This window comes from Aeromonas sp. s2 (genome assembly GCF_040907935.1).
Taxonomy (GTDB): Bacteria; Pseudomonadota; Gammaproteobacteria; order Enterobacterales; family Aeromonadaceae; genus Aeromonas; species Aeromonas dhakensis.
Window position 1 is genome coordinate 182,771 of sequence record NZ_JBFOCR010000002.1, and the last position, 24,483, is coordinate 207,253.

Genomic DNA, 24,483 nt, shown 5'->3' on the forward strand with positions numbered 1-24,483 from the left:
CATGATGGGGCGACAAGGGGGAATGGCACTGGTGATCAGCCTGATTTTTCTCGCGGTAGTGAGCCTGCTGGCGATGGCCAGCATGCAGAGCGCCCTGCTGCAGGAGAAAATGGCGGGCAACCAGAAGGAGTCGCAACAGGCGCTGCAGGCGGCGGAGGCGGCACTGCGCGCTGCCGAGCGCTATCTGGAGGCGGGCAACTCAGGCCCCTACGACAACAGCGCCGGCCTCTATGAGTTCGTCAGCGTGGCGGTGGATCCCGCTTCTCCCTCCACGGCCTGGCGGACCTATGCCAATAGCGGGCTGGCGGGACGGGCCCCAGAGTACTTCATCGAGCGGCTGCCCTACACCCAGAGCAGCAACGAGAGCCTGGCGGTGGACGAGCCCATCAGCGAGCGCCGTCTTTATCGCATCACGGCTCGGGGATTTGGCCTCTCGGACGAGAGCCGGGTGCTGTTGCAATCGACCTACAGCCGCTAGGAGGGAACCATGCGTGCATCTGGCTACGGATTTTGTGCCCTGTTGCTCTGCACCCAGGTGCAGGCGGCGCTCGACATCGCCCAGGTTCCCCTCTATCTCGGCACCCGGGCCGAACCCAACATCATGTTCAGTCTGGATGACTCAGGTTCGATGCACTTCGAGCTGATGCCGGAGGATTTGATCGAAAACAGCGCTCGCTACGTCTATCCCCGTGCCGACAACGTCTATGGCAGCGAGGACTATGACAACCGGACCGTGACCTTCACCAGCAACAACGATCGCAACGCCTACACCCGCTCGAGCAACAACAACAAGCTCTACTACAACCCCTTGCTGAGCTACCGCCCCTGGGCCAAGGCGGACGGTACCCTGATGGCGAATGCCAGCATCAGCTGCGCGCCGCACAACCCCTTCAACATCGCCGCCGGCTGTCGCGACCTGACCAAGAACAACCGCTCGAAGTCGTTGCGCTACTACACCGGGTTCTCCTCCAGCGACTACAACGATGACGAGACCTTCTGGCCCGCCGTCTATTTCGCCTACAAGGGCAGCGGTGACGTAAAGAGGGCGAGCAGTTATACCCGGGTCGAGATAAAGTCGGGCAGCACCTATGGCGGGCGTCCCAATCGCAGCGACTGCAAGAGTGCTCCTGTCTGTACCTATGAGGAGGAGATTCAGAACTTCGCCAACTGGTACACCTACTATCGCTCCCGGATCCTGGCTGCCCGGGCCGGGGTCGGTCGTGCCTTCGCCAGTCAGGGACAGGCCCTGCGGGTGGGGTTTGCCACCATCAATGCCAGCGGCAGCGTGATCCGCGGGGTGGCGCCCTTCTCCGGCACCGATCGCAGCGCCTTTTTCAGCGACCTCTACAGCCGCGACATTCCGGCCGCCGGCACGCCGCTGCGCACCAGCCTGAAGGATGTGGGGGAGTATTTCTCCCGCACCGACAACAATGGCCCCTGGGCGGCCAGCGCCGGCAGCACCTTGCCCCACCTAACTTGCCGGCAGAGCTACAACATCCTGATGACCGATGGCTACTGGAACGGGGATACCCCCTCGGTGGGGGATCTGGACAAGGATGGCTACAGCAATACCCTGGCCGACGTGGCCTACAAGTACTGGAAAACAGACCTGCGTGCCGATCTGGCCGACAAGGTGCCGACCAGCACGGCAGATCCCGCCAACTGGCAGCATCTGGTCAACTTTACCGTTGGGCTCGGGGTCAACGGGTCGCTCAATCCGGCCAACGGCATCCCGAACAGCTGGCCCAATCCCCATGATCCGGATGACAAGGAGTACAAGAACGCGACCTACATTCCGGAGTACAAGATCGATGACCTGTGGCACGCGGCGCTCAACAGCAAGGGCAGCTTCTTCAGCGCGGGTGACCCCGACGTCTTTGCTGCGGCCCTGAGCAGCACTCTGGCCCAGATTGCGGCACGCAACAGCTCCGCCAGTTCGGTGACCGCCAATGCCACCCGGCTGGACAGCAATACCCACATCTATCAGGCCCGCTACAACAGTGGCGACTGGTCCGGGCAGCTCATCTCCATTCCGCTCAACAGCGACGGCTCGCTGGGCAACATGGCCTGGGATGCCGCAACCCAGATCCCTGCCCATACCGCCCGCAGCCTCTTCACTCGCCAGAACGGGGTCGGCATTCCTTTCACCTGGGCCGATCTCAACGCCACCAATCGCGCCCTGTTCAACCTCGCCGGTGACAACCAGGGGGAAAACCGGGTCGCCTACTTGCGCGGTGATCGCAGCCGTGAGCAGAGCAATGGCGGCCTGTTCCGCAGTCGCAGCGACCTGCTGGGGGACATCATCAACTCGGATCCCGTCTATGTCGGCAACCGGGACTACGGCTATGGCAGCGCCACCGGCCTGACCCAGGCCGAGCGGGAGGGCTACCAGAGTTTCCTTGGCTCGACGGCCATCAGTCGCCGTATTCCCATGCTCTACGTGGGGGCCAATGACGGCATGCTGCACGGTTTTCGGGTCGCCAACGGGGTGGAGACGCTGGGCTACATCCCGGCCAGCCTGTTGGGGGATCTGAGCCTGCTGACCAAGCCGGATTACAGCCACCGCTACTATGTGGACGGTACGCCCAAGGTGGGGGATGCCTATCTTGGCAGCAGCTGGAAAACCGTGCTGCTGGGGTCGACCGGCGCGGGAGGCAAGGCGGTCTTTGCCATCGACGTGACGGCCCCCGACAACTTCACTGCCGACAAGATGTTGTGGGAGTTTACCAACGCCGAGATGGGGGTAGCGCTGGCTGCGCCGACCCTGGTCCGGGTGAAGTCCGGCAACAAATGGGTGGCGCTGGTGGCCAACGGCTACAACAGCACCAGCCAGACCGCCCGGCTGTTTGTGCTGGATCTGGCGACCGGCGCAGTGATCAAGGAGATAGATACCCAGGTGGGCTCGGCCAGCGAACCCAATGGCCTCTCATCCCCCCTGCCGGTAGACGAGGACGGCGATCGGGTGGCGGACTATGTCTATGCCGGCGATCTGCAGGGCAATCTGTGGAAATTCGACCTGACCGACAACAACAGCGCCCAGTGGGGGAGTGCCTTCAAGACCGGCAACAAGCCAAAACCGCTGTTTCAGGCGTGCAACGGGACCTGCTCTGCCAGCACGCGCCAACCCATTACCATGCGTCCGTTGGCCATCCGCCATCCCAAGGGGGGCATCATGGTGCTGATGGGAACCGGCAGCTATTTCACCAATGACGACAAGCTGTTGCCGGCAACCCCCAGGCTGGAGGCCGTCTACGGCATCTGGGATGCGGGGGCGACCGTGCTTGCCAGCCAGTTGCAACAGCAGAGCATCACCCACGAATACTCCGCCAATGGCACCACCATCAAGTTCAACGTGAGGGTGGTCTCCAACACGGCGGTCAACTACACCAGCCAGAAAGGGTGGTATCTGGTACTGAAGTCCCCTGCGTTGAGCAAGGGGGTAGGGGAGCGAGCCGTTTCGGAGATGCTCTACCGCAACAAACGGCTGATCTTCAATACCCTGATCCCCTCGGCGGATGCCTGTGACTTTGGTGGACGTTCCTGGCTGATGGAGCTGGATCCTGTCTCGGGGGCGCGTCTGAGCTACTCGGTGTTCGACGTCAATGGCGATGGGGCCGTCAATGATGACGACTATGTGGGGATCAAGGACGGCAGCGGCAACGACATCAAGGTGCCGGTCAGTGGCAAGCAGTTTGACGAGCTCACCACGACGCCGAGCGTGGTGGAGGATGCCGACATGGAGCGCAAGTACATCAGCGGTTCCAGCGGCAATATCTCGGTCACCCTGGAAGAGGGGGCGGGTGACCTGGGTGGTCGCCAGTCCTGGTTGCAACTGGAGTAGAGGTGGAGATGGCGCGTGGATTTTCCCTGCTGGAGCTGATGATTGCGGTAGCCGTGATGGCGATTCTGACCCTGATTGCCTACCCCAGCTACAACAGCTACATGGCGTCGGCCAAGCGGGCCGAGGCCAAGGCGGCACTGCTCGAGGCGGCGCAATACATGGAGCGGCAGTTTACCGCCGATGGCAATTATGATGGTGGCAACCTGTCCTCAGCCGGACTGGCCACCTTGCCCAGGGATGGCGGGGCTGCCTATTACAATCTGGCGCTCAATGCCAGCGGCGCCCGCTATACCCTGACGGCGATCCCGACCGGAGTGATGAACGGCGATCCCTGCGGCTTGTTGACTCTGGATCAGGGGGGGCAGCAGGGGGTGTCGATGGCCAGCATGACGGCCGCCGAGTGCTGGTAATGCGTTACCAGCAGGCGGCCGGGGTCTTGATGTCAGCCTTGTTGAGGGTGAGGGTATCGCAGGCGGTGCTGCCGCTCTTGTCGCCCACCTGCGCTCCCTTGCTGGTGGCAATCAGGGTGTAGGTGGTTGCGGTAGCCCCGGAGATGGTGAAGTCGTAGTAGCTGCTGGTGGGGTTGCCCACTTGCGAGGGAGTCGTGCCGTAGCTGGTGTTGGAGACTCGGAACTCTTCCTGTTTCAGCTGCATGCTGAGCAAGCCCTTGAATGCCTCGGCTCGACGGGATTTGCGCAAACCGTCGCTGAAACTGGGGTAGGCGATGGATGCAATGATGGCGACGATGGCGACTGCAACGAGCAGTTCCAGCAGCGTGATTCCGGACTGTTTGGCTTTCATGGGGCGGCATGCTTCGTGAAACAGGTTGATACTATAGGATAGTACTGACGGTGTGCTCTACTGGCATGTGCAAAAAGAAAGGAGTCTTGAACGATGGAAGGCAGAAAGGGCAGATCCGCCGGTTTTACCCTGATAGAGCTGATGGTCGCCCTGTCTCTGGTCGCTCTGCTGCTGACTGTTGCGATTCCCAGTTATCAATCACTGCGCCAGGAGCAGATGGTCAAGGCCGCCACCCAGGCGGTGTATACGGATGTGATGTTGCTGAAGTCCGAGGCCATCAAGCGTAATCGCACCCTGCAATTCATCATCTTCAACAGCGGCACCAGCAATTGGTGTTACCGCATTTTTATCGATGGCAGCTGCAACAGTTGCAGCGATCACTGTTCCAGCATTGAGGGGCGCAAGGGGGGCGATGCCAGTGAATATCCCGGTATCAGCCTGGTTGCCAGCTACAGTGAATCGGCCAGCAACATCAGGCCCCTGAGTATCTCTCCCAGAAGGTCCTCCTTGACGGCGGGGAATATTGCCATCTCATCCGGTACCTATTCCATGCAGGTCAAGACCAACAATGTCGGGCGTGTGCGTACCTGCAGTGTCAGCAATGTCAGTGGGGTGCCTGCATGTTGAGAGCGCCAAGGGGATTCAACGTGGTGGAGCTGATGGTTGCCATGGTCGCAGGCCTGCTGCTGGTCGCCGCGGTGACATCCTTGTTCGCCACCATCCTCAGGGTCAATCAAACCTCCATGCAGGTGAGCCGCCTCAATCAGGAGCTGCAGAGCGTCACCGACATGATTGCCCGTGACGTGCAGCGCACCGGTTATGATCAGGGGGCGACAGCCTTTCTCGGCGCGGCATCGGGAGCCAGATCCCCTTTCTATTTCGATACCAGCAGCGATCTGATGAATGAGACGGTCACTGGCTCCAAGATTTATCGCTGCATCCGGCTGAAATACGATGATGATAACAACGGCGTGCTTGGGGCTGATGAAACTTATATCTACAGCTACGACAGTGCCGACAAAGGGGTGCAGCTTGGCACCAGTTGCAGCACCGGCAGCCTGCTGAGTACCGACAATACCATCGAAATTACGGATCTCACCTTCTCGCTGTTGAGTGGCAGCGTCTCGTCAGGTGCACGGACGGTGCGGCTGAACATATCGGGCCAGTTCAAGGCCAACACCGCACTCAAACTCACCCTGCAGCGTGATATCAAGCTGCGCAACGACGGGTATTGATGTCATGCAACGTCATCTTGGTTTTACCACCTTCACCGTTACCTTGCTGCTTACTGTGATGTTACTGAGCATCTCGCTGCTGGTGGGCAAGCTGATGGTGTCTGACCGCCGTGTCAGCCTCAACGAAGTGCAGTATCGACAGGCACTGGCCCTGGCCGAACTGGGTTTATCCGACGGGGTCGGCCGCTTGGCGCAGGACGCAAGTTGGCGTAGCGCCAGCAGTGGCGTGTCGGTCACTGTGTCGGCCGGTACCTATACCCTGTTTGCGCTGGACGACACAGCCGTGACCGTGGGCGGGGCGAGCGTGACACCGGTCAGGGTGCGAGCCCAGGCTACCCTGGTTGACAGTACTGCCAATGCCGATGTGGAGATAAAGACCATCAAGGTCAGCGTATTGGCTGGCACCCCGGCTGCCCCTCTGACGGTTGCCGGTGGCATGGCCGTTTCCGGCAACTTTACCGTGGTGGCCAATCCCAACGGGGGCGGGCCTGGCGTGCCGCTCTCCATCTGGACCAACGGTAATGTGGACCTGACCAATGGTTCCGGCCAGACCTGCCATCAGGGGGATTACAGCGGAGGGTGCAGTGCCTACATCAGCCAGAAGGGGGACAAGCAGTCGGACATCAAGGACAACGATACCGCCTTCCCAAGCGACCTGGTCTGGTATCTGTTCAACGAGAATGACGATGCAACAGGATGGGCCAATCTGGAGTCGCGGGCGGTGCAGATGCTGACCAATTGCGATTCGTTGTCGACCGCCTCCCGTGGACTCATCATCGTCGATGGGGACTGCAAGCCGGGCGGTTCAATCGGTTCGGTTGCTGCACCTGTGGTGCTTATCGTGCGCAACGGGGATCTGATGGTCAACGGCAACGCCACCCTCTATGGGCTGGTGTTCGCCTACTCCTCCACACCCGCCACGACTACCAACGATATCAGCCTGAAGGGGGGCGCTATCGTCAATGGCGCTGTGGTTGCCAACTACCAACTGGGCAAGACCGCCAACGGGACCTTCGACGCCAAGTACGACCAGGCGGTGCTGAGCAATATCGAGAATGGAGCCGCATTTCAGATCATTAACCTAGTGCCCGGTAGCTGGCGGGACTGGTAGGAGCGAACATGAAACCGCACAAGGGATTCGGGCTGTTGGAGATCTTGATCACCCTGGTTCTGCTCGGGGTGGGGGTGGCCGGGTTGGTGGCCATGTCGCGCGGGATCCTCGGGGCTTCCCAGGACGGGCGGCGCTATGAGGTGGCGATGCGGCTGGCCGAGTCGAAACTCGATGACTTTCGTACCTTCAACGGCGTGGTGAGTGCCGTCTCTCCACTCACGGCCTATAACAGCATTGCGGCGGGCACCAGTACCGTCACCCCCGCCGATGGCGGCGGGACCTATACCCTGAGCTGGACCGTCAACAACCAGTACTGGAATGGTACGACCTGGCAGACGACGGTCCCTGCGGGATACCTGCAGTCCTACCCAGGCCGCAAGGTCGTCAACGTGACCGTCAGCTGGAGCGATAATGACGGGAATCCAGTCTCGTTGTTATTGGCCGGCGCAGTGTCGCCGGCAGAGTCACTGGCCCAGAACCAGTTGAATGGCGGGCTCGATACCAGTCGCGAACCTCCCCAGGTGGTCTATACCCCGGGGGTGGCGCCGGACGTCATCTCCATCCAGATCGATCAGGAAGGGCGCAAGCAGGAGACCAGCAAACCGCTGCCGACGGTGACCTCCAAGGATGGCACCGTCGGCAAGCTGGTGCAGTTCGAGACGGTCACCTACAAGCCCGACAACGGTGGCAACACCCAGCAGGTGCTGCAGGATCTGGCCTCGGTCTCCTGCTCTTGCAGTTACGGCTCGAGCGTCAATGCCTACCTGCCGGGCCAGGCGATCCTGACCGACAGCAATCTTCTCTACTGGAGCGTGGGCTCCCAGGTCACCAAGCAGACCGGCATCCTCAACAGCAGCGTCAAGGATCAACCCACTCTCTGCACCAGTTGCTGCAAGAACCACTTCGATGGCAGCGGCAGCAGCTTTGATCAGTTCTACTCCCCGCTGCACACCAACAGGCAGCGCTATAACAGCTCGCTCACCTCGGTCAACAGTGGCGACTATGTGGATGCCTGCCGCTTCGTCCGGCTCGATGGCTATTATCGCCCTCTGCCCGAGTGGAACCTGATCAAAGTCATAGTGACCAGCGCCGACTTCCTCGCCAAGACGGCCAATCAGACCAGCTACCAGAATTACATCAAGTACGTGGTCACCACCTATATCACCTGGCAGAAGAACACCCTCAACTGGACAGCGAACCCCACTGCCACGCCACCGACCATCACCGAGTTTGCCGACTGGTTGCCTGCCAACGCGGCGGCGGGGGGAGACACCACGACCAAGGTCACCATGAGCACGGGCACGGCCCAGCTGATCGCGCGCGGCATTTATGTGGATGTGCTCTCGCCCACCTATCTGGCCGCGCTCGACCTGACCTCGCAGGATCTGCTGGCCAGGGTGCCATTCCAGGATATCAACCTGACCATGCTGGCCGAGTGGAGTCTGGTGCCCTTGAGTGGCCAGCTGACCGGCAGTGTCTCCGACTATGTAGGGGTGACCAACGAGACGGTCAAGACGGTGGTCGATCTCAACAACTACTACTTCGGCAGCTACAGTCGCGGCTACCTGTCGGCCAAGAAGAGCACCAAGGATGCCTCCAACGTGTTGCAGAGCGCGTCGATCAAGGTGACCGCCTATCAAGGCAACTCGGGGATCACCGCCTCGCTCATCTCGCCAGTGGATCAGAGTGAAGCCAAGAGCGCCAGCATGCCGGTGGCGATCGATACCAGTTCCCAGACGGTGCCGACCATCACTGTATCGGGACGGATCGAATGTCTGGAAAAAGGTAACGGTAACAATACGGATCCTGTTTCATGCAACAAGAACACCTTCAACGGGTTGAGCGTGACCACCACCACCACGGGGGCCACATGCCGCATCGACAAGCCCCAGGCCAACAACCAGCCGGCCACCTATGTCTGCACGGCGGCGCAAAACAGCAGCCTGGTGGTGAGTTTCTCCTACAGTGCCCAGGGCAACACCACCTATCTGCTGAAGCCGGCGTCGTTGAGCATCGCCATGACACCGCCCGCCAGCGGTCAGGTGATCACCGGGCCCTGTGGCCTGCTGGTGGACAACGGCGTGACCAACGCGAGCAGCCTGACTTGTACCCCCTGAGTCTTGGGCGCTGGCACAGCCAGCGCCTTTTCTTTATCATTCCCCATCATTTTCGAATTCAAGATGCATCGCCATGGCAAAAGCCCTCTCTCTGATGCTTGCCCAGTTGAATCTGACGGTAGGCGCCATCGAAGATAACTGTGACAAGGTGCTGGCGGCAGCCGCCGAAGCTGACCGGCAAGGCGCCGATCTGCTGGTCTGCTCCGAACTGGCCCTGACCGGCTACCCGCCGGAAGATCTGCTGCTGCGCGCCGACCTGATGGTCCGGGTGGAGGCCGCGCTGACCCGCATCGCGGCATGGCAGGGGGCTTGCGCCATTCTGGTTGGTCACCCCTGGCGTGAAGGGGAGGCGCTCTACAACGCCGCTTCCCTCTATGAGCAGGGGCAACTGGTTGCACGCTACTTCAAGCAGGATCTGCCCAACTACGGGGTCTTCGACGAGAAGCGCTACTTCACCGCGGCAACCGAGACCTGCGTGGTCCCCTTCCGTGGTCATCAGCTGGGCTTGCTCATCTGCGAAGACCTCTGGCAGCCGGGGCCGGCGCTGGCCGCCAAGGCCGCTGGGGCTGAGCTGCTGCTCACCATCAATGCCTCGCCCTACGATCAGGAAAAACCCTGGATCCGCCGCGAGCTGATGGCCGAGCGCTGCGATCAGACTGGTCTGCCGCTCATCTACCTCAACCAGGTATGCGGTCAGGACGAGCTGATCTTCGACGGCTGCTCCAAGGTGTTCAACAGCCAGGGCGAGCTGACTCACAAGCTGGCCCCCTTTGCCGAAGAGCTGGCGCTGGTGCGCTTTGCCGATGGCCAGCCGGTGAAGGAGCGGGAACCCGCTGCGCCGCTGGAACCCTTGGCCGAGACCTATCAGGCACTGGTACTGGCGGTGCGCGACTACGTCACCAAGAACGGCTTCCACGGTGCCGTGCTGGGCCTCTCCGGCGGCATCGACTCGGCGCTGACCCTGGCCATTGCGGCCGATGCCATCGGTGCCGACAAGGTGCAGGCGGTGATGATGCCGTTCCGCTACACCGCCCAGATGAGCGTGGAGGATGCCAAGGAGCAGGCCGAACGGATGGGGGTGGAGTTCAACATCATCTCCATCGAGCCCATGTTCGAAGGCTTTATGGCCCAGCTGGCGCCGCTGTTTGAAGGGACCGCTCGCGACACCACCGAAGAGAACCTGCAGGCTCGCTGCCGTGGTGTGCTGTTGATGGCGCTCTCCAACAAGCGTCGTCGCATCGTGCTGACCACCGGTAACAAGAGTGAAATGGCGGTCGGCTATGCCACCCTGTACGGCGACATGGCCGGCGGTTTCGACGTGCTCAAGGATGTCCCCAAGACGCTGGTCTTCAAGCTGTGCGAATACCGCAATTCCGTCGATTATGTGATCCCGCAGCGGGTCATCGACCGTCCTCCTTCGGCAGAATTGGCACCGGACCAGGTGGATCAGGACAGCCTGCCCCCCTATGACATCCTGGATGCCATCCTCAAGCGCTATGTGGAAGAAGATGCCTCCGTGGCCGACATGGTGGCAGAGGGCTTCGAGGAGGCGGTGGTGCGCAAGGTGATCCGCCTCGTGGATCTCAATGAATATAAGCGCCGTCAGGCGGCGGTCGGGCCCCGCATCACGGCCCGCAACTTTGGTAAGGATCGCCGTTACCCCATCACGTCCGGGTTTGGCAAACAGAACTGGTAAGGAGTCACCATGAAGAAGATTGAAGCCATCATCAAACCGTTCAAGCTGGATGATGTGCGCGAGGCCCTGGCCGAGATCGGCATCAACGGCATGACGGTATCCGAGGTCAAGGGCTTCGGCCGCCAGAAGGGCCACACCGAGCTCTATCGCGGCGCCGAGTACATGGTCGACTTCCTGCCCAAGGTGAAGGTGGAGCTGGTGGTGCAGGACGAGGATCTCGATGCCTGCCTGGAAGCGATCCAGAACACCGCCCGCACCGGCAAGATTGGTGACGGCAAGATCTTCGTCTGCGAGGTGGAACGGGTCATCCGCATCCGTACCGGCGAAGAGAACGAAGACGCCATCTGACGGATGGCCGAGCCTTGTGATGAGCCAACGAATGGAGACTCGAGCCCGCTGATGTCCTGGATGCGCCTCGTTGCGGTGGCCGGCCTGCTGGCCGGACTGACCGCCTGCAGTACCCGGCCGCCGGCCCAGCCGGAAAACCTGTGCCAGATCTTTCGCGAGAAGCCGGACTGGCACAAGGCGGCGCTCAAGATGAACGAGAAGTGGGGAACGCCTGTGCAGGTGGTGATGGCCATGATGTATCAGGAGTCCTCCTTCGTGCACGATGCCCAGCCGCCGATGCAGTATTTCCTCTTCATCCCGACCGGGCGGGCCAGCTCCGCCTACGGCTATGCCCAGGTCAAAGATGAAACCTGGGCCGACTATCAGCGGGAGACCGGCAACAGCTGGAGCGATCGCGATGACTTTGCCGACGCCATCGACTTCATGGGCTGGTACACTCACAAGGCCCAGCGGCTGAACGGCACCTCCAAGTGGGATGCGTATGGCCAGTATCTCAACTATCACGAAGGGTGGGGTGGCTATCGGCGTGGCAGCTACCGCAGCAAGGGATGGCTGATGAAGACATCCCGCAAGGTGGAGGCTCGCGCCCAGCGCTACGGCGCCCAGTATCGACAATGCAAGGATCAGCTCTCCAGCGGGGGCTGGTTCTGGTAACCAAATCAGGAGTCAGAAATGCCGTTATTGGACAGTTTTACCGTTGACCACACCCGCATGGCTGCGCCGGCGGTACGTGTGGCCAAGACCATGCAGACCCCGAACAAGGACACCATTACCGTGTTCGACCTGCGTTTCTGCGTGCCGAACCAGGAGATCCTCTCCGAGCGCGGCATCCACACCCTCGAGCACCTGTTTGCCGGCTTTATGCGTGACCACCTAAACGGCAACGGGGTGGAGATCATCGACATCTCTCCCATGGGCTGCCGCACCGGCTTCTACATGAGCCTGATCGGTGCACCGGACGAAGCCCGGGTTGGCGCTGCCTGGCAGGCCGCCATGAGCGACGTGCTGACCGTGCAGGAGCAGGGCAAGATCCCCGAGCTGAACGAATACCAGTGCGGTACCTACAGCATGCACTCGCTGGAAGAGGCCCATGCCATCGCCCGCCACGTGCTGGAGCGCGGCATCGGCGTCAACCGCAATGACGAACTGGCCCTGCCGGAAGAGAAGCTGAAAAGCCTCTGATCCCGGGATGGCAAACATGAAAAAGGCCGGTCAATGACCGGCCTTTTTGCGTTTGGCGAGTTCAGGATGGCAGCGGCATCACCCGGTTGCGGCCCAGCTCCTTGGCCTTGTAGAGCAGCTTGTCGGTGCGCTCGACCAGGCTGTCGCCCGTCTCCTGACCATTGTATTCGCCCACCCCGAACGAGGCGGTGATGTGGTCGATGCGCCGGCCCGACTTGCGATCCAGGATCGACATCTTCTCGATGGCCCGGCGCAGGCTCTCCGCCATCTGGCGGCTCAGCGCCAGGTTGCGCATGGGAAGCAGCAGGGCAAACTCTTCGCCGCCGAGGCGGTAGGCGGTGACGCCCTCCTTGCAGGTCTCCCGCAGTCGCTTGCTGAAGGCGCGCAGCACCTGATCTCCCAGCAGGTGGCCATATTCGTCGTTGAAACTCTTGAAGCGGTCGATATCGGCGAGGATCAGCGAGAAGGGCTGCTTGCTGCGCAGCAGGCTGTCTATCTCCAGATCGAAGGCGCGCCGGTTGAGCAGGCTGGTGAGGGCATCCTCGTTGGCCAGCTTGCGGGTCTCGTTGAGCGCCTCGCGCAGCTCCTTGATCTCCTTCTCGGCGCTGCTGAGCTGGTTGCGAAAGTGCATGGTCGACATGCGCACGTCCCGCGACTCGCGCACCAGATCTCGCAGGATCCCCATGGTGTCCTCCAGGCTCAGCCCCTCGTCATCGATGAGGCTCAGCCGGTCGAAACTCTTGTCGAGCATCTCCTGGAACATGCCGGTATCCGAGATGGCATCCTGCATGGTGTGGCCGAGCTCGTTGGCCATGGCGGCCAGGTTGAGCTTCATCGCCTCCATCTGCTGCTCGTCCTGGGCGGCGAGGTGCTGGTGATAGAGGCGTTCGCAAGTGGTGAGCGAGCAGGTGCCCTGCAGCTTGATGGCCTGATCGATGGCCTGATTGAGCTCGGGCATGCTGGCCGCCACATAGTTATACCAAAGGGTGTAATTATCCGGCGTGGTGGGGATTTGATACTTGATCATCAGGGGAACCGCCTGCTTGAGATAGGCGGCGGATTGGGCGAACGAATCCTTGCTCATGAGTTCCATGTCTCATCATGACTGCAAACTGTGCATAGTATGACAGAGAGATTGGCCAAAAGGCAGTCGATGGATGCCATTCGCCCCCCCCTCCGATATAATGTCGCCGTTACCACCTACCCTAAGGCCTGCTTATGTCTCAAAAAGATCCTTTCCTCGAACGCGAGGCCGAAAAATACGAGAATCCGATCGCCAGTCGCGAGCTGATCCTCGACCTCATCAAGGGCCATGAAAAGCCCATGTCCCGTGAAGAGTTGGCCAAGGTCCTCAAGCTGACCGAAGAAGAGCCGCTGGAAGCCTTGCGTCGTCGTCTGCGCGCCATGGAGCGCGACGGTCAACTGGTCTTCACCCGCAACCAGTGTTACGCCCTGCCGGATCGCCTGAATCTGGTCAAAGGCTATGTGCTCGGCCACAAGGATGGCTTCGGTTTCTTGCGTCCCGAGGGTGGTGGCCCGGATCTGTTCCTGAACAACCGCGAGATGCAGCGCCTGATGCACGGCGACTACGCCCTGGTGCAGCCCACCGAGATCGACCGCAAGGGTCGCCAGGAGGCGCGTCTGGTGCGTTTGCTCAAGGCCCGCGAGGCGGACATCGTCGGTCGCTATTTCGTCGAGAACGGAGTCGGTTTCGTGGTACCCGACGACAGCCGCATCGGCCAGGACATCATCATCCCGGAAGGGGAGAACAAGGGGGCTCGCCAGAGCCAGGTGGTGGTTGTGCGCATCAACCAGCGCGCCACCGCCCGCTTCAACGCGGTCGGCACCGTGCTGGAAGTGCTGGGTGAAAACATGGCACCCGGCATGGAGATCGAGATTGCCCTGCGTACCCACGGCATCCCGCACACCTGGCCCGAGGAGGTGACCAAAGAGGTTGCTGGTCTCGGCGAACAGGTGCCGGAGAAGGCCAAAGAGGGTCGCATCGACCTGCGCGCCCTGCCGCTGGTCACCATCGACGGGGAAGATGCCCGCGACTTCGATGACGCCGTCTTCTGTGAAGCCAAGCGCGGCGGCGGCTGGCGCCTGTGGGTCGCCATTGCCGACGTCTCCGCCTACGTGAAGCCGGGCACCGCTCTCGACACCGAAGCCTACCAGCGCGGCAACTCGGTCTACTTCCCCGAATTCGTGGTGCCCATGCTGCCGGAGGTGCTCTCCAACGGCCTCTGCTCGCTCAACCCGCAGGTTGACCGCCTCTGCATGGTGTGCGAGATGACCATTTCCGCCGCCGGCCGCATGTCCGGCTACAAGTTCTACGAAGCGGTGATGAACTCCCACGCCCGCATGACCTACACCAAGGTGGCGGCGATCCTGGATGGCGATCCCAAGCTGCGTCAGCAGTACGAGCCGCTGGTGGGTCACATCGAAGAGCTCAACAACCTCTACAAGGCGCTCAAGCATGCCCGCCATCAGCGCGGTGCGGTGGAGTTCGAGAGCGAAGAGACCCGCTTCATCTTCAACGCCCAGCGCAAGATCGACCGCATCGTGCCGCTGGTACGCAACGACGCCCACAAGATCATCGAAGAGTGCATGATCCAGGCGAACGTGGCTGCCGCCCGTTACATCGAGAAGAACGAGGCTGCAGCCCTGTTCCGGGTGCACGACCGCCCGGGCGAAGAGCGCCTCACCGGCTTCCGTGACTTCCTGGCCGAGCTGGGCCTGGAGCTCAAGGGGGGCCTGGAGCCCGAGCCGAAAGACTTTGCCGACCTGGCCGCCAAGTTTGAAGGGCGCCCGGATGCGGAGCTGCTCTCCACCATGTTGCTGCGCTCCATGCGTCAGGCCATCTATCAGGCCGACAACATCGGCCACTTCGGTCTGGCGCTGAAGTCCTATGCTCACTTCACCTCGCCGATCCGTCGCTATCCCGACCTCATCCTGCACCGGGCGATCAAGTATCAGACCGCGAAGGAGCAGCAGGGCAACCTGCGTCACAAGTGGACCCCGAGCGGTGGCTACCACTACCAGCTGGAAGAAGTGGATCCGATGGGCGAGCACTGCTCCATGACCGAGCGCCGCGCCGATGACGCCACTCGCGACGTGGCCGACTGGCTCAAGTGCGAGTACATGCTGGACCACGTGGGTGACGAGTTTGACGGCGTCATCGCCAGCGTCACCGGCTTTGGCTTCTTTGTGCGTCTGGCCGAGATCCACATCGACGGTCTGGTGCACGTCAGCACCCTCACCAACGACTACTACCAGTTCGACCCGCTGCACCAGCAGCTGATCGGCGAGAACTTCCGCCGCCGCTACCGTCTGGGCGACAAGGTGCGGGTCAAGGTGATGGGCGTGAACCTGGACGATCGCAAGATTGACTTCGTGATGGTGGAAGAGCCCCTCAAGATCACCGGCAAGAACGCCAAGCAGGCGGTTCGCAAGATGGCCGAGATCAAGAAGGAGAAGGCCAAGAGCGCCGAGCGCCACGACAAACGCAAAGAGAAAGAGGGCAAGGACCACGGCAAATCCGCCAAGGGCGGCCGTGCCAAACCCAGCAACAGACGACCGAGCAAAAAAGCGCGCGACAAGGCCAAGGGGTAAGCCCTCGGCCCATGCTTGGAGCCGGCGACCCGGGCTGAGGTCGTAAGGGGCTGATGGCCCCGGGTTATCTTCGCCAGCGCCTGATAGTCCTGGCGACGAAAAAATCCGAACCCTGTTACCGGGGTTCGGATTTTTTTATGGTCATCGAAGTGGGGGAGGAGCAGCCACTACTGTTTATGTACTCTCCCTGTGTAGCGTTTTCTCACCTTCGCCACGATGCTGACGGCGTGCGACTTCGTCTCTGCGTATCAGAGAGGGAACCAATATTGTGCTCGACTGCTACTGGGGTGATCGATTGCCATTCTATTGGTCGCTACGTGGCCCTTTAATTGGTGGACGGTCAGACAGGCCACAGATGAATGCTTTCACCATTGTGGGGCTTTGGAGACGTATAAATCGAATGTGGCTGTATTTGGGGTCTGAAAAAATCTGTAGATAGCGAGCTCGATTATTTTTATAGGTCTTGCATGCCCAGAGGATCACCGAATCTTTACTTAGAAACGACTTCCTGAATGACTCTACATTTCCCGAGTTTTTCCACAACTCCTGCTTTGTCAACGAACGAAGAAATGCTCGTTTTATGGCCTGATACAAGGTTCTTGAGAAGGAGTAGTCAATCCATATAACCGTATCGACCCGCTCCCACTTGATCGGCACCGTGCGATTATAGTTTCCATCCAAGACCCAGTACTCATCGGCTAACTTACGTTTTAGCGTAGCGAATAACTCTTCATCGGTAGAGCCCTGCCAATTAGGTTTCCAGAACATAGCGTCCATTTCTAGATATGGATAATTGAGTTTATTGGCAAGCACCTGGCTAAAAGTACTTTTACCACTCCCACTCGTGCCGACGACGTTGATTCTCTTCATGCTCTTACCTGTTTTTACGCCATGGTATATATCGCCAATCCAAATGCTGATATAGCTAGGGGTTGCCTGACCCCTTAATCCATTATGGTACTACTGTCAGTTCAATGCGTCTCGGAGAATTACAGGGAACCAATGCCGGGCACGCCTGTGACAGGGAGCAAACTGCCGTAATTATTAATTGCTACACGGAGCTAAAAATCTATATTGCAGTATTATGGTTTTTTTCATATTTTCGATCAGAGATATGGTTAATACCATCAGATGTGGGTACTTCTCCAAGAGCAAATGGATTGACACCTTCAAGGCAGCCGACGTTGTAGGCGAAAACGCTTGGATCGGAGCGACGCTGATGGTGGGTATATATGCCGCAGACTTTGCAGAAATAGTGTTTGGCCGTATGTGTATTGAATTGATACAGGGTAAGCAACTCTTCACCTTGAAGGATGCGCAGACTGGCGACAGGAACAGAAGAGCAAATGGCACCACGACGACGGCAGATAGAACAATTGCAACGCCTTGGGTTTTCGACTCCATTCGGCAAGCACAGCTCAATAACAACCCCGCCACAATGGCAAGTTGCTCTGTGGATTGGACTGATTTGAACGTTCCCGATAGCTTTGAAATCTGCCATTTTTCAGTAAACCCCAATGCTTGGCTAAGGGACTGGACACATAGTGCGTTGACAGCCCATCTTGAGTTGTTTTTTAAATTTCAATAGCACGTAGCTTTGCTTGAGCACACACCGTGATTAAACTCTCTGTCGTGCGCTCTACTTCAAAATAACTACCAGACACTGAAAGTTGATGCACATTCAATGAATCTGAACCAAGTTTTTTAAACCAATAAGGAGCAAGCGAGCATTGTGCTGAGCCCGTTGCCAAATCTTCAGATATACCAATTTTAGGGGCGAAGTATCTTAGAACATAACCACTCTTGCCATTTGCGGCTGTCACGATTAGAGCATGATAGCCATTGAGTTTCTTCAATCGTTCATCGTCTGGCTGGAAATTAATTACCCTCTCTACAGAGGGTAAAACCAAGACTAAATCTCGAGTAGAAAAAATGTCAATGGTATCGGCAGCTAAGTCAGATATCTCTACTGGAGCAGGACAAGGCTGGCCCTCCCAACTCGGCAGCAAAAGTGTATATAGGCCATTTCTTTTAGCAATAACCACTTTACCGTGTCTGCTACTGAAAACCACTTCATCCAGTGAGTACTTGGAAATAATAGCAGCGCCAGCTCCCAAACTACCGTGACCGCAAAGATTAATTTCATCATCCAATGCAAACCAGCGAATATGAAATTGTCCGTCAACTTTAGTAATGAAGGAAGTCACTGGCAGCCCAATGTCACGGGTGATTTGATGCAACTCGTTATCGGGAAACCAGTTTTTTAGCTCTAACACACCACAAGGATTGCCAAAGGCCCGATTCACCGATAAACACATCATAAATATCAATTTTGATAATCCACCATCCTTGACTGAAACTTAATTAAAATTAGATGAAAGGCGGTACTAACACATTGGTGCCGCCCTCCATCTAGCCCTGCTTCGCTCTGATTTCAATCATTAGTAATATCATTAAAAACCACTTATTAATATCTTGCCTCTGAAGCTGAATGTGTTCGCATAATTTCCGTATTTTTCTCGCGCATTACCGTTGTGAGGAAAAACCGTGGCGGTGTTTGCTATGGCATGTGGCGGTAAGGCTACCGCCCCTGAATTTCAGCCTCCAGTCTGCTGCTGTTTACCTGCGTGGTTTCGTTGGCCTGGTTCATGGGTGACTCCGACGGACGGTTGCCAAACGGCTATGGTAGCGAGTGCTACCGGGGAGAAAAGAGGGAAGTGATGATTTCCTGAGCAGGATCAACAAATTAATTGGCATGATGGGGCTTTGTGCGTAGTGCGCCAATACGGTGAGTTTCAGGTAACCGCAAGTGCATCAGAGGGGCGGGGTATTGGCTCCCCCTGTGATCCGCCGAGGGGAGGGCGCAAGGTCAGGATCGCCCTCAGGATGATGGCGCAGCCGCAGCGTGGCATGGATGCCCCATCTGCGGCGGCCCGTCCTACCTTGTGCTTGACCCGAGGGAAACCGCGCAGCGGTCGAATTGGCGTGGGAAGGCCTTCTTGGGCCAGCAAGAAGTCGCTCGCCGCAGCCCGCAGGGCGGGCGAAACCCCGCATAGTGGCAATCCCGCAGGGATTGGGATGCTTGGCATAGGCGAAGGCGTTTGGCTGAACTCCCTAGGGAGCGGAGTCTCTGGTATGATGCGCCATCATTTAGCGACCGGTGCCGACGCCAGCATCATGGTGGTCAGGCTGCCGGTAGGGCCATTTTTCTTTGGGGCGCACTGGGTGCGACCCGACACCACGGATCTTGAACATGAGCAGTGAACTGATTTACGGCATCCACGCCGTGGCCGCCCTTCTTGAGCGCGAGCCGGAGCGTTTCATCGAAGTGTGGGCCCTCAAGGGCCGCGACGATGAGCGGCTGCAGCCCCTGCTGGCGGAGCTGGATGCGCTCGGCCTCAAGGTGCAGAGCGTGAACCGCAAGACGCTCGACGACAAGGCTGAGGGCAACAATCACCAGGGCATCATGGCCCGGCTGAAGGAGGCGCCCAAGCTGGCCGAGCACGATCTGGCCAGCCTGCTGGACAAGCTGGCCGAGCAACAGACTCAGCCCTTCCTGCTGGTGCTGGACGGGGTGACCGATCCGCACAACCTCGGCGCCTGCCTGCGCAGCGCCGATGCGGCCGGGGTGCATGCGGTTATTGTGCCGCGCGACAAGGCCACCGGCCTGACCCCGATCGTACGCAAGGTTGCCTGTGGCGCGGCCGAAGTGGTGCCGCTCATTCAGGTCACCAACCTGGCCCGCAGCCTGCGCGAGCTGCAGGAGCGTGGCGTCTGGCTGGTCGGCACCGCCGGTGAGGCGGATCACGACCTCTATCAGGCCAAGCTCACCGGCCCCATGGCGCTGGTGATGGGCGCAGAGGGCAAGGGCATGCGTCGCCTCACCCGCGAGCACTGCGACGAGCTGGTGAGCATTCCGATGGCGGGGGCGGTATCGAGCCTCAACGTCTCGGTGGCGACCGGCGTCTGCCTGTTCGAAGCCGTGCGCCAGCGTCGTACCTGAGGCGAGCTGAATGGACAGACCCCCATTTTGCCGGGATCGGGTCACAGATGAGCAGGAGGCCGCGCGCCTCCTCTCTTTTGCCCGGCCGCTGACCCTGAGCCCCCGTGCCTGTCTCTGGCATGCTGGCGATCGACCCGATCTGCTGGTGATGGTGGAGCAGGGGCTGCTGCGGGCCAAGGTGGTGCTGGCAGATGGCCGCGAGTACATCAAGGAGTTCTACTGGGAGGGGGACGAGTTTCTCGACTTCCACCACCTGCTCAGCGGCGAGCCGGCCCGCTACAGCGTAGAGGCGCTGGAGCCCTGTCGGCTCTTGCTGTTCAATCTGGCCGACCTGCGCACGCTCTCCTGCTGGCCCGCCTGGTATCAGCATCTGCTGGCGGTGCAGCTGCGTATCAAGGAGGAGAAGGAGCTGCTGCTCTTGACCGAGAGCCCGCAGGCTCGTTATCAGCACTTTCTGCGCAGTTTTCCCGCTCTGGAGGCCAGGGTGCCCGATCACCAGATCGCCGCCTACCTCGGCATCACCCCCATCAGCCTGAGCCGCATTCGCAAACGGCTGAAGGATCTTAACAAAGGTTAATGCCGGCCTGCGTGCGGCTGGCTATGCTGCCCTTCTCATCATGAGCAAGGAATCCCCATGAACTGGTCTCTCAAATCTTTCGAACAACTCGACGTCAACGAACTCTATGAACTGCTCACCCTGAGATCCCGGGTCTTCGTGGTGGAGCAGACCTGCGTCTTTCTCGATCTGGACGGCGTCGACAAGCGCCCCGACGTACTGCACCTGCTCGGCTGGCAGGATGGGGCACTGGTGGCCTATGCCAGGCTGATGGCGCCCGGTGTGGCCAAGAGTGAGCAGGTGGTGATCGGCCGGGTGGTGACTGCCCCCGAAGCGAGAGGCGATGGCCTGGGCCACCGTCTGATGCAGCAGGCACTGCAGGAGTGTGCCCGGCTGTGGCCCGGGGTCAGCATCTATCTGGGGGCTCAGGCGCACCTGCAGGGCTTCTACGGCCGTCACGGCTTCACCGCCGTGGGTGAACCCTATCTGGAAGATGACATTCCCCATATCGGCATGAGCTCCTCTTAATGCCTTTTAGGCATAACAATGAAATTATTATGTCTTGAGGTAGTAAAGAAAACGGGTGCCTGGCGCCATGTTAGTGGGTACCCTCTGAGTGATTAATCGGCAACAGTTGATGGATAGGTTTTAAAAATGGTCTTTTACCCCATTAATACAGAACAAGATTCAGCGATTGAGCCGTTGAGCCATTTTATTTGCGTTCGTCACACGAGCGGTTGTCGCTGATGGAGTTGTTGCGCAAGCGGTTCGCACTGGACCTGCAAACCTTCGCCATCATCACCCTGGTGCTGGGCAATCTGGCCCAGGCCTTCTCCGACGTGCTGGTCAAGCTGATCGGCCCCGGTTTCAGCCCCTTCCAATACATGTTCCTGCGCCAGCTGCTGACCCTGCTGGTGCTGCTGCCCTTCATGCTGCGGGTGCCGCGCTCGGCCTGGGGGCTGGGTGCCTGGAAGTGGCACCTGCTGCGCGGCCACCTCTGCCTGCTCGGCGGCGGTGGCATGATGCTGGCTCTGACCCAGCTGCCGCTGGCCACGGCCAACGCCATCTTCTATGTCTCCCCGCTGCTGACGCTGCCGCTGGCGGCCTGGCTGCTCAAGGAGAAGATCCACCCCAGAGTCTGGCTGCTGAGCGGCATGGGGCTGCTCGGGGTGGTGTTCGTGCTGCGGCCGGGGGATTTCCATCTGGCCGGGCTGGGCGCCCTGGTGACCGCCTTCACCCTGGCGCTGTTCAACATCACGGGACGCAAGTTGCCGGCCGGGATCTCGGTGGTGGCGACCCTGTTCTGGGCCAACCTGCTGGCCATGCCGCTGACCGCGGGTCTGGCGGTGGGTCAGTGGCAGCCGGTGGACTGGCGGCTGCTGGTGCTGATCGGCGGCAGCGGCGTCATGCAGCTGCTCTATCACGCCAGCTGCTTCTATTCCTATCGTCAGGTGGAGGCCAACCGCATCGCGGCGACCGAGTATTCCGGCCTGATGTTCGTGGTGCTGCTGGGGGTCTGGCTGTTTGGCGAGATCCCGGCGTGGAACCTCTGGGTCGGGGTGAGTTTCATCCTGCTGGCCATTCACTGGCAGCGCCGATTGCGCTGATGACATCCCCATCGGCAGCAGGCCGATGGGTGAGAAAAGCCGGCATCTTATGAGACCGCTCTCTGTCATGGCCGGGCAAACCGGCTATGCTGGGCGGCCTGTTGCTATCGGAACCCTGTCGTGACCCCTACCATCTTTGCTGCCATCCTGCTGGCCGCCCTGCTGCACGCGCTTTGGAATGCGCTGGCCAAACGCCAGGCCGAGGGGCGAGTCAGCGTTTTGCTGGTCTCTCTCTGCTCCGGCCTGTTTGCCGCTCCCTTGCTGCCCTTGGTGGGCTGGCCGGTGGCGGCCGAATATCCCTGGCTGACGCTCTCCATCCTGCTGCACTGCGGCTACTGTCTTTTTCTCGGTCGAGCCTACCGGCTGGGTGAGTTTGGCCAGATCTATCCGCTGGCCCGGGGCAGTGCCCCTCTGGTGACCCTGCTGTTCGGTGCCCTGCTGCTGGGGGAGGTGCCGGGAATGGTGGCGGTGACGGGAGCCGTGGTGCTGGTGAGCGGCGTGCTGCTGATGGCGTGGCGCGGTGGCCTGCGGCTGGCACCGGCCGCGCTGCAGGCGGTACTCATCACGGCGCTGTTTACCGCCTCCTACACCTTGTCCGATGGGGCGGGAGCCCGCTCGGCCGGTGAGCCGATACGTTACACCCTCTGGCTGTTCGCCCTCACCGCGCTGATGATGCCGCTGCTGATGCGCTGGCAGAGTCGCACCGCCTGGCGCGAGCTGGGGCCTGCGGCGTGGCGCAGCGGCGCCATCGGTGGCGCCCTGTCGCTGTTGGCCTACGGTATCGTCATCTGGGCCATGACCAAGGCACCCATCGGCCTGGTGGCGGCCCTGCGCGAGAGCAGCGTGTTGTTTGCGGTGCTGCTCTCCTGGGGCTGGCTGGGGGAGACGCTGGGGCGGGTCAGGCTGCTGGCCGCCCTGATTATCCTGGGCGGGATCCTGCTGATCCGCCTCGGCTAGGGGCCTGCCCCCTCGGTGCTGACGGCCGCCCCCGACCTGGATGCCGGCGGCGGCGACATCAGGCTGGTTGCTGCAAGGCGGCAATGGCTTCCCGGGCGACCCGGTCGAGGGGCTCGCCGAGCCGGCTGACCCGATAGTCGAGGCGCTCTATCAGCTCGTTGCCAAAGCGCAGCTTGTCCAGCGCTGTGAGGGTGGCGCCGTCCAGTTTGTCCAGGCGATCCTCCCGTATCAGCAGCACGGCCCTGTCGACCCCGCCCAGCAGCCCTCCGGGTTCTTTCAACTCACGGATGGGATGGATGGCGTGCAGGAACTGGGGGCGCCACAGGGGCACGATGGCCCAGTGTTGCTCGGCCACGGCTTGCTCAAAGGCGGCCAGACACTGCTCCTGTGTCCCGTTCAGGAAGCGGTAACCCGCCTGCTCGAGCCCGTACACCTTCATGATCTCCCGCGAGAAGCGGCTGATGCCAGCCCCCGGCCCGATCCCCTGGATCTGCGGGGTCATGCGCCGTCTCACCTCGGGGCGCAGCAGGTCGGCGACCTCGGCCACCTGATCGACGGGAACATACTCAGGGACGCCCCACAGGGCATAGGGCTGGTAGTGCAGCCCCAGCTCACGCACGGCCACCCGCTTCTCGACCTCGGCTTTGTAGATGCCGTGGCTGGCAGGCAGCCAGGCGGAGGCCAGCAGATCGATCTCGCCGCTGGCGAGCCGTTCAAAATTGGCCTCATGGGGGGCGTGGCTGCGGGTGACCCGGTAGCCCCGTTGCTCCAGAACGGCAGTCACCAGGGCCCCGGCCATGCGGTGGAATGAGAGAGCCGTGATGCCGAGCCTGAGCTGGGGGCCAACTCCCTGGCCCGAGGGGGAGCGGGGGCTTGCCAAGGCACGCCCCGCCACTGCCAGGGTGCCCATGGCGATCGCGCTTTTGATGAAATGTCGTCTGTTACTCATCCCTATCTCCCCCGGTCGTTGGGTTGTCGTGCTGGTCTATGTCCGTCTGGGTGAAGAGCAACTCGACCGGCACCCCGTTGTTATCCCTCAGAAAGAGCTGCAGCTCGTTGCGCTCCGGGATGACCCGGCTGACGAAGGGCACCTCCAGTCGCAGCAGGCGAGCCTGCGTCTCCAAAGGATCCGAGGCGCTCAGCGAGATGTGATCGATGCAGCCGCTGCCTTGCTCCGTCTCCCGTTTCCCCAGATAGTCGGTCAGTCCCTCGCCCTGGGTGTTGTTGGCGACGATGTGCAGCAGGGGGTGCCCTCCTGCGTAGAGCCAGCAACCCGGAAAAGGAAAGGGGGGCCGCCCCCCTTCCTGCAGGCCGATGGCATCGCGATAAAACGCTATGGTCTGCTCCAGCTGATCCGTGCGAAGCGTGACGTGGTCGATGGCATGTATGGTCATATGGCCTCCTGTCGGCTCGGAAT

Annotated in this window: 24 protein-coding genes; 17 read left to right on the plus strand and 7 right to left on the minus strand. The window is 60.4% G+C overall.

All coding sequences use genetic code 11. The annotated features are described in order from the left end of the window. Position 1: 1 nt before the first annotated feature. Genes AB5Y81_RS01075 through tppA form a run of 3 tightly spaced genes read left to right on the plus strand, consistent with a single transcriptional unit; the run spans position 2 to position 4,251 of the window. Positions 2-478, plus strand: coding sequence for a PilX N-terminal domain-containing pilus assembly protein (locus AB5Y81_RS01075; RefSeq protein ID WP_005308830.1), 477 nt, complete (start codon positions 2-4; stop codon positions 476-478). 9 nt (positions 479-487) lie between these two features. Next, positions 488-3,841 (plus strand): pilus assembly protein, encoded by a 3,354-nt coding sequence (locus AB5Y81_RS01080; RefSeq protein WP_279484873.1) that lies wholly within the window; start codon positions 488-490, stop codon positions 3,839-3,841. An 8-nt stretch (positions 3,842-3,849) separates the two neighbouring features. Further along, positions 3,850-4,251, plus strand: coding sequence for a type IVa pilus pseudopilin TppA (gene tppA / locus AB5Y81_RS01085; RefSeq protein ID WP_279484872.1), 402 nt, complete (start codon positions 3,850-3,852; stop codon positions 4,249-4,251). Between the two features lie 4 nt (positions 4,252-4,255). Here the strand turns inward: tppA and AB5Y81_RS01090 are convergent, their stop codons facing one another. Beyond that, on the minus strand, positions 4,256-4,642 hold the full coding sequence (locus AB5Y81_RS01090) for a type IV pilin protein (protein WP_005308836.1): 387 nt from the start codon (positions 4,640-4,642) through the stop codon (positions 4,256-4,258). A 93-nt stretch (positions 4,643-4,735) separates the two neighbouring features. Between AB5Y81_RS01090 and AB5Y81_RS01095 the strand changes: the two genes are divergently transcribed. The 8 genes from AB5Y81_RS01095 (at position 4,736) to luxS (ending at position 12,331) form a co-directional block, all read left to right on the plus strand. After that, the gene (locus tag AB5Y81_RS01095; RefSeq protein ID WP_279484871.1) at positions 4,736-5,269 is read left to right on the plus strand and encodes a GspH/FimT family pseudopilin; all 534 of its coding nucleotides are present in this window, start codon (positions 4,736-4,738) and stop codon (positions 5,267-5,269) included. A 20-nt stretch (positions 5,270-5,289) separates the two neighbouring features. Further along, positions 5,290-5,877 carry a PilW family protein gene (locus tag AB5Y81_RS01100; protein WP_017780260.1) on the plus strand — a complete coding sequence of 196 codons (588 nt, stop codon included), beginning with the start codon at positions 5,290-5,292 and terminating at the stop codon, positions 5,875-5,877. A 4-nt stretch (positions 5,878-5,881) separates the two neighbouring features. Next, a complete protein-coding gene (locus tag AB5Y81_RS01105; RefSeq protein ID WP_005308842.1) occupies positions 5,882-6,988 on the plus strand; it encodes a hypothetical protein in 1,107 nt (368 codons plus the stop codon). An 8-nt stretch (positions 6,989-6,996) separates the two neighbouring features. Beyond that, a complete protein-coding gene (locus AB5Y81_RS01110) occupies positions 6,997-9,105 on the plus strand; it encodes a prepilin-type N-terminal cleavage/methylation domain-containing protein (protein ID WP_124249360.1) in 2,109 nt (702 codons plus the stop codon). Between the two features lie 73 nt (positions 9,106-9,178). Next, entirely contained in the window at positions 9,179-10,801 is a 1,623-nt protein-coding gene (locus tag AB5Y81_RS01115) for an NAD+ synthase (RefSeq protein ID WP_117404995.1), read from the plus strand. Positions 10,802-10,810: 9 nt separating this feature from the next. Beyond that, positions 10,811-11,149: a nitrogen regulatory protein P-II gene (gene glnB, locus AB5Y81_RS01120; protein WP_005308848.1), complete on the plus strand. Its 339-nt coding sequence runs from the start codon at positions 10,811-10,813 to the stop codon at positions 11,147-11,149. Positions 11,150-11,209: 60 nt separating this feature from the next. Then, positions 11,210-11,803 carry a transglycosylase SLT domain-containing protein gene (locus AB5Y81_RS01125; RefSeq protein WP_272943021.1) on the plus strand — a complete coding sequence of 198 codons (594 nt, stop codon included), beginning with the start codon at positions 11,210-11,212 and terminating at the stop codon, positions 11,801-11,803. A gap of 18 nt (positions 11,804-11,821) precedes the next feature. After that, complete coding sequence (gene luxS, locus AB5Y81_RS01130) at positions 11,822-12,331, plus strand: S-ribosylhomocysteine lyase (RefSeq protein ID WP_011704660.1); 510 nt, start codon at positions 11,822-11,824, stop codon at positions 12,329-12,331. Positions 12,332-12,392: 61 nt separating this feature from the next. On the opposite strand, the gene AB5Y81_RS01135 is transcribed toward luxS, so the two are convergent. Continuing rightward, positions 12,393-13,415 (minus strand): GGDEF domain-containing protein, encoded by a 1,023-nt coding sequence (locus AB5Y81_RS01135; RefSeq protein WP_024942009.1) that lies wholly within the window; start codon positions 13,413-13,415, stop codon positions 12,393-12,395. 134 nt (positions 13,416-13,549) lie between these two features. On the opposite strand from AB5Y81_RS01135, the gene rnr reads away from it, so the two are divergent. Then, on the plus strand, positions 13,550-15,943 hold the full coding sequence (gene rnr, locus AB5Y81_RS01140) for a ribonuclease R (RefSeq protein WP_005308855.1): 2,394 nt from the start codon (positions 13,550-13,552) through the stop codon (positions 15,941-15,943). 303 nt (positions 15,944-16,246) lie between these two features. Here the strand turns inward: rnr and AB5Y81_RS01145 are convergent, their stop codons facing one another. From AB5Y81_RS01145 to AB5Y81_RS01155, 3 genes are all read right to left on the minus strand, one after another. Continuing rightward, positions 16,247-16,813 (minus strand): (d)CMP kinase, encoded by a 567-nt coding sequence (locus AB5Y81_RS01145; protein WP_279484870.1) that lies wholly within the window; start codon positions 16,811-16,813, stop codon positions 16,247-16,249. Positions 16,814-17,012: 199 nt separating this feature from the next. After that, entirely contained in the window at positions 17,013-17,444 is a 432-nt protein-coding gene (locus tag AB5Y81_RS01150) for a GFA family protein (RefSeq protein ID WP_279484869.1), read from the minus strand. 73 nt (positions 17,445-17,517) lie between these two features. Further along, entirely contained in the window at positions 17,518-18,249 is a 732-nt protein-coding gene (locus AB5Y81_RS01155) for a PhzF family phenazine biosynthesis protein (RefSeq protein WP_368146511.1), read from the minus strand. Between the two features lie 947 nt (positions 18,250-19,196). On the opposite strand from AB5Y81_RS01155, the gene rlmB reads away from it, so the two are divergent. From rlmB to AB5Y81_RS01180, 5 genes are all read left to right on the plus strand, one after another. Beyond that, positions 19,197-19,946, plus strand: a complete 750-nt coding sequence (gene rlmB / locus AB5Y81_RS01160; protein ID WP_279484867.1) for a 23S rRNA (guanosine(2251)-2'-O)-methyltransferase RlmB — start codon at positions 19,197-19,199, stop codon at positions 19,944-19,946. 10 nt (positions 19,947-19,956) lie between these two features. Then, entirely contained in the window at positions 19,957-20,523 is a 567-nt protein-coding gene (locus AB5Y81_RS01165; RefSeq protein WP_005308861.1) for a Crp/Fnr family transcriptional regulator, read from the plus strand. 57 nt (positions 20,524-20,580) lie between these two features. Beyond that, positions 20,581-21,030 carry a GNAT family N-acetyltransferase gene (locus tag AB5Y81_RS01170; protein ID WP_005308863.1) on the plus strand — a complete coding sequence of 150 codons (450 nt, stop codon included), beginning with the start codon at positions 20,581-20,583 and terminating at the stop codon, positions 21,028-21,030. Between the two features lie 218 nt (positions 21,031-21,248). Continuing rightward, the gene (locus AB5Y81_RS01175) at positions 21,249-22,109 is read left to right on the plus strand and encodes a DMT family transporter (protein WP_010635120.1); all 861 of its coding nucleotides are present in this window, start codon (positions 21,249-21,251) and stop codon (positions 22,107-22,109) included. A 120-nt stretch (positions 22,110-22,229) separates the two neighbouring features. Beyond that, complete coding sequence (locus AB5Y81_RS01180) at positions 22,230-23,066, plus strand: DMT family transporter (protein ID WP_139396699.1); 837 nt, start codon at positions 22,230-22,232, stop codon at positions 23,064-23,066. Between the two features lie 58 nt (positions 23,067-23,124). Here AB5Y81_RS01180 and AB5Y81_RS01185 read toward each other — a convergent pair whose 3' ends face one another. Next, the gene (locus AB5Y81_RS01185) at positions 23,125-23,976 is read right to left on the minus strand and encodes a glycine betaine ABC transporter substrate-binding protein (protein ID WP_341536319.1); all 852 of its coding nucleotides are present in this window, start codon (positions 23,974-23,976) and stop codon (positions 23,125-23,127) included. A 31-nt stretch (positions 23,977-24,007) separates the two neighbouring features. Beyond that, positions 24,008-24,460, minus strand: a complete 453-nt coding sequence (locus AB5Y81_RS01190) for a VOC family protein (protein WP_017780248.1) — start codon at positions 24,458-24,460, stop codon at positions 24,008-24,010. Between the last annotated feature and the right edge of the window lie 23 nt (positions 24,461-24,483).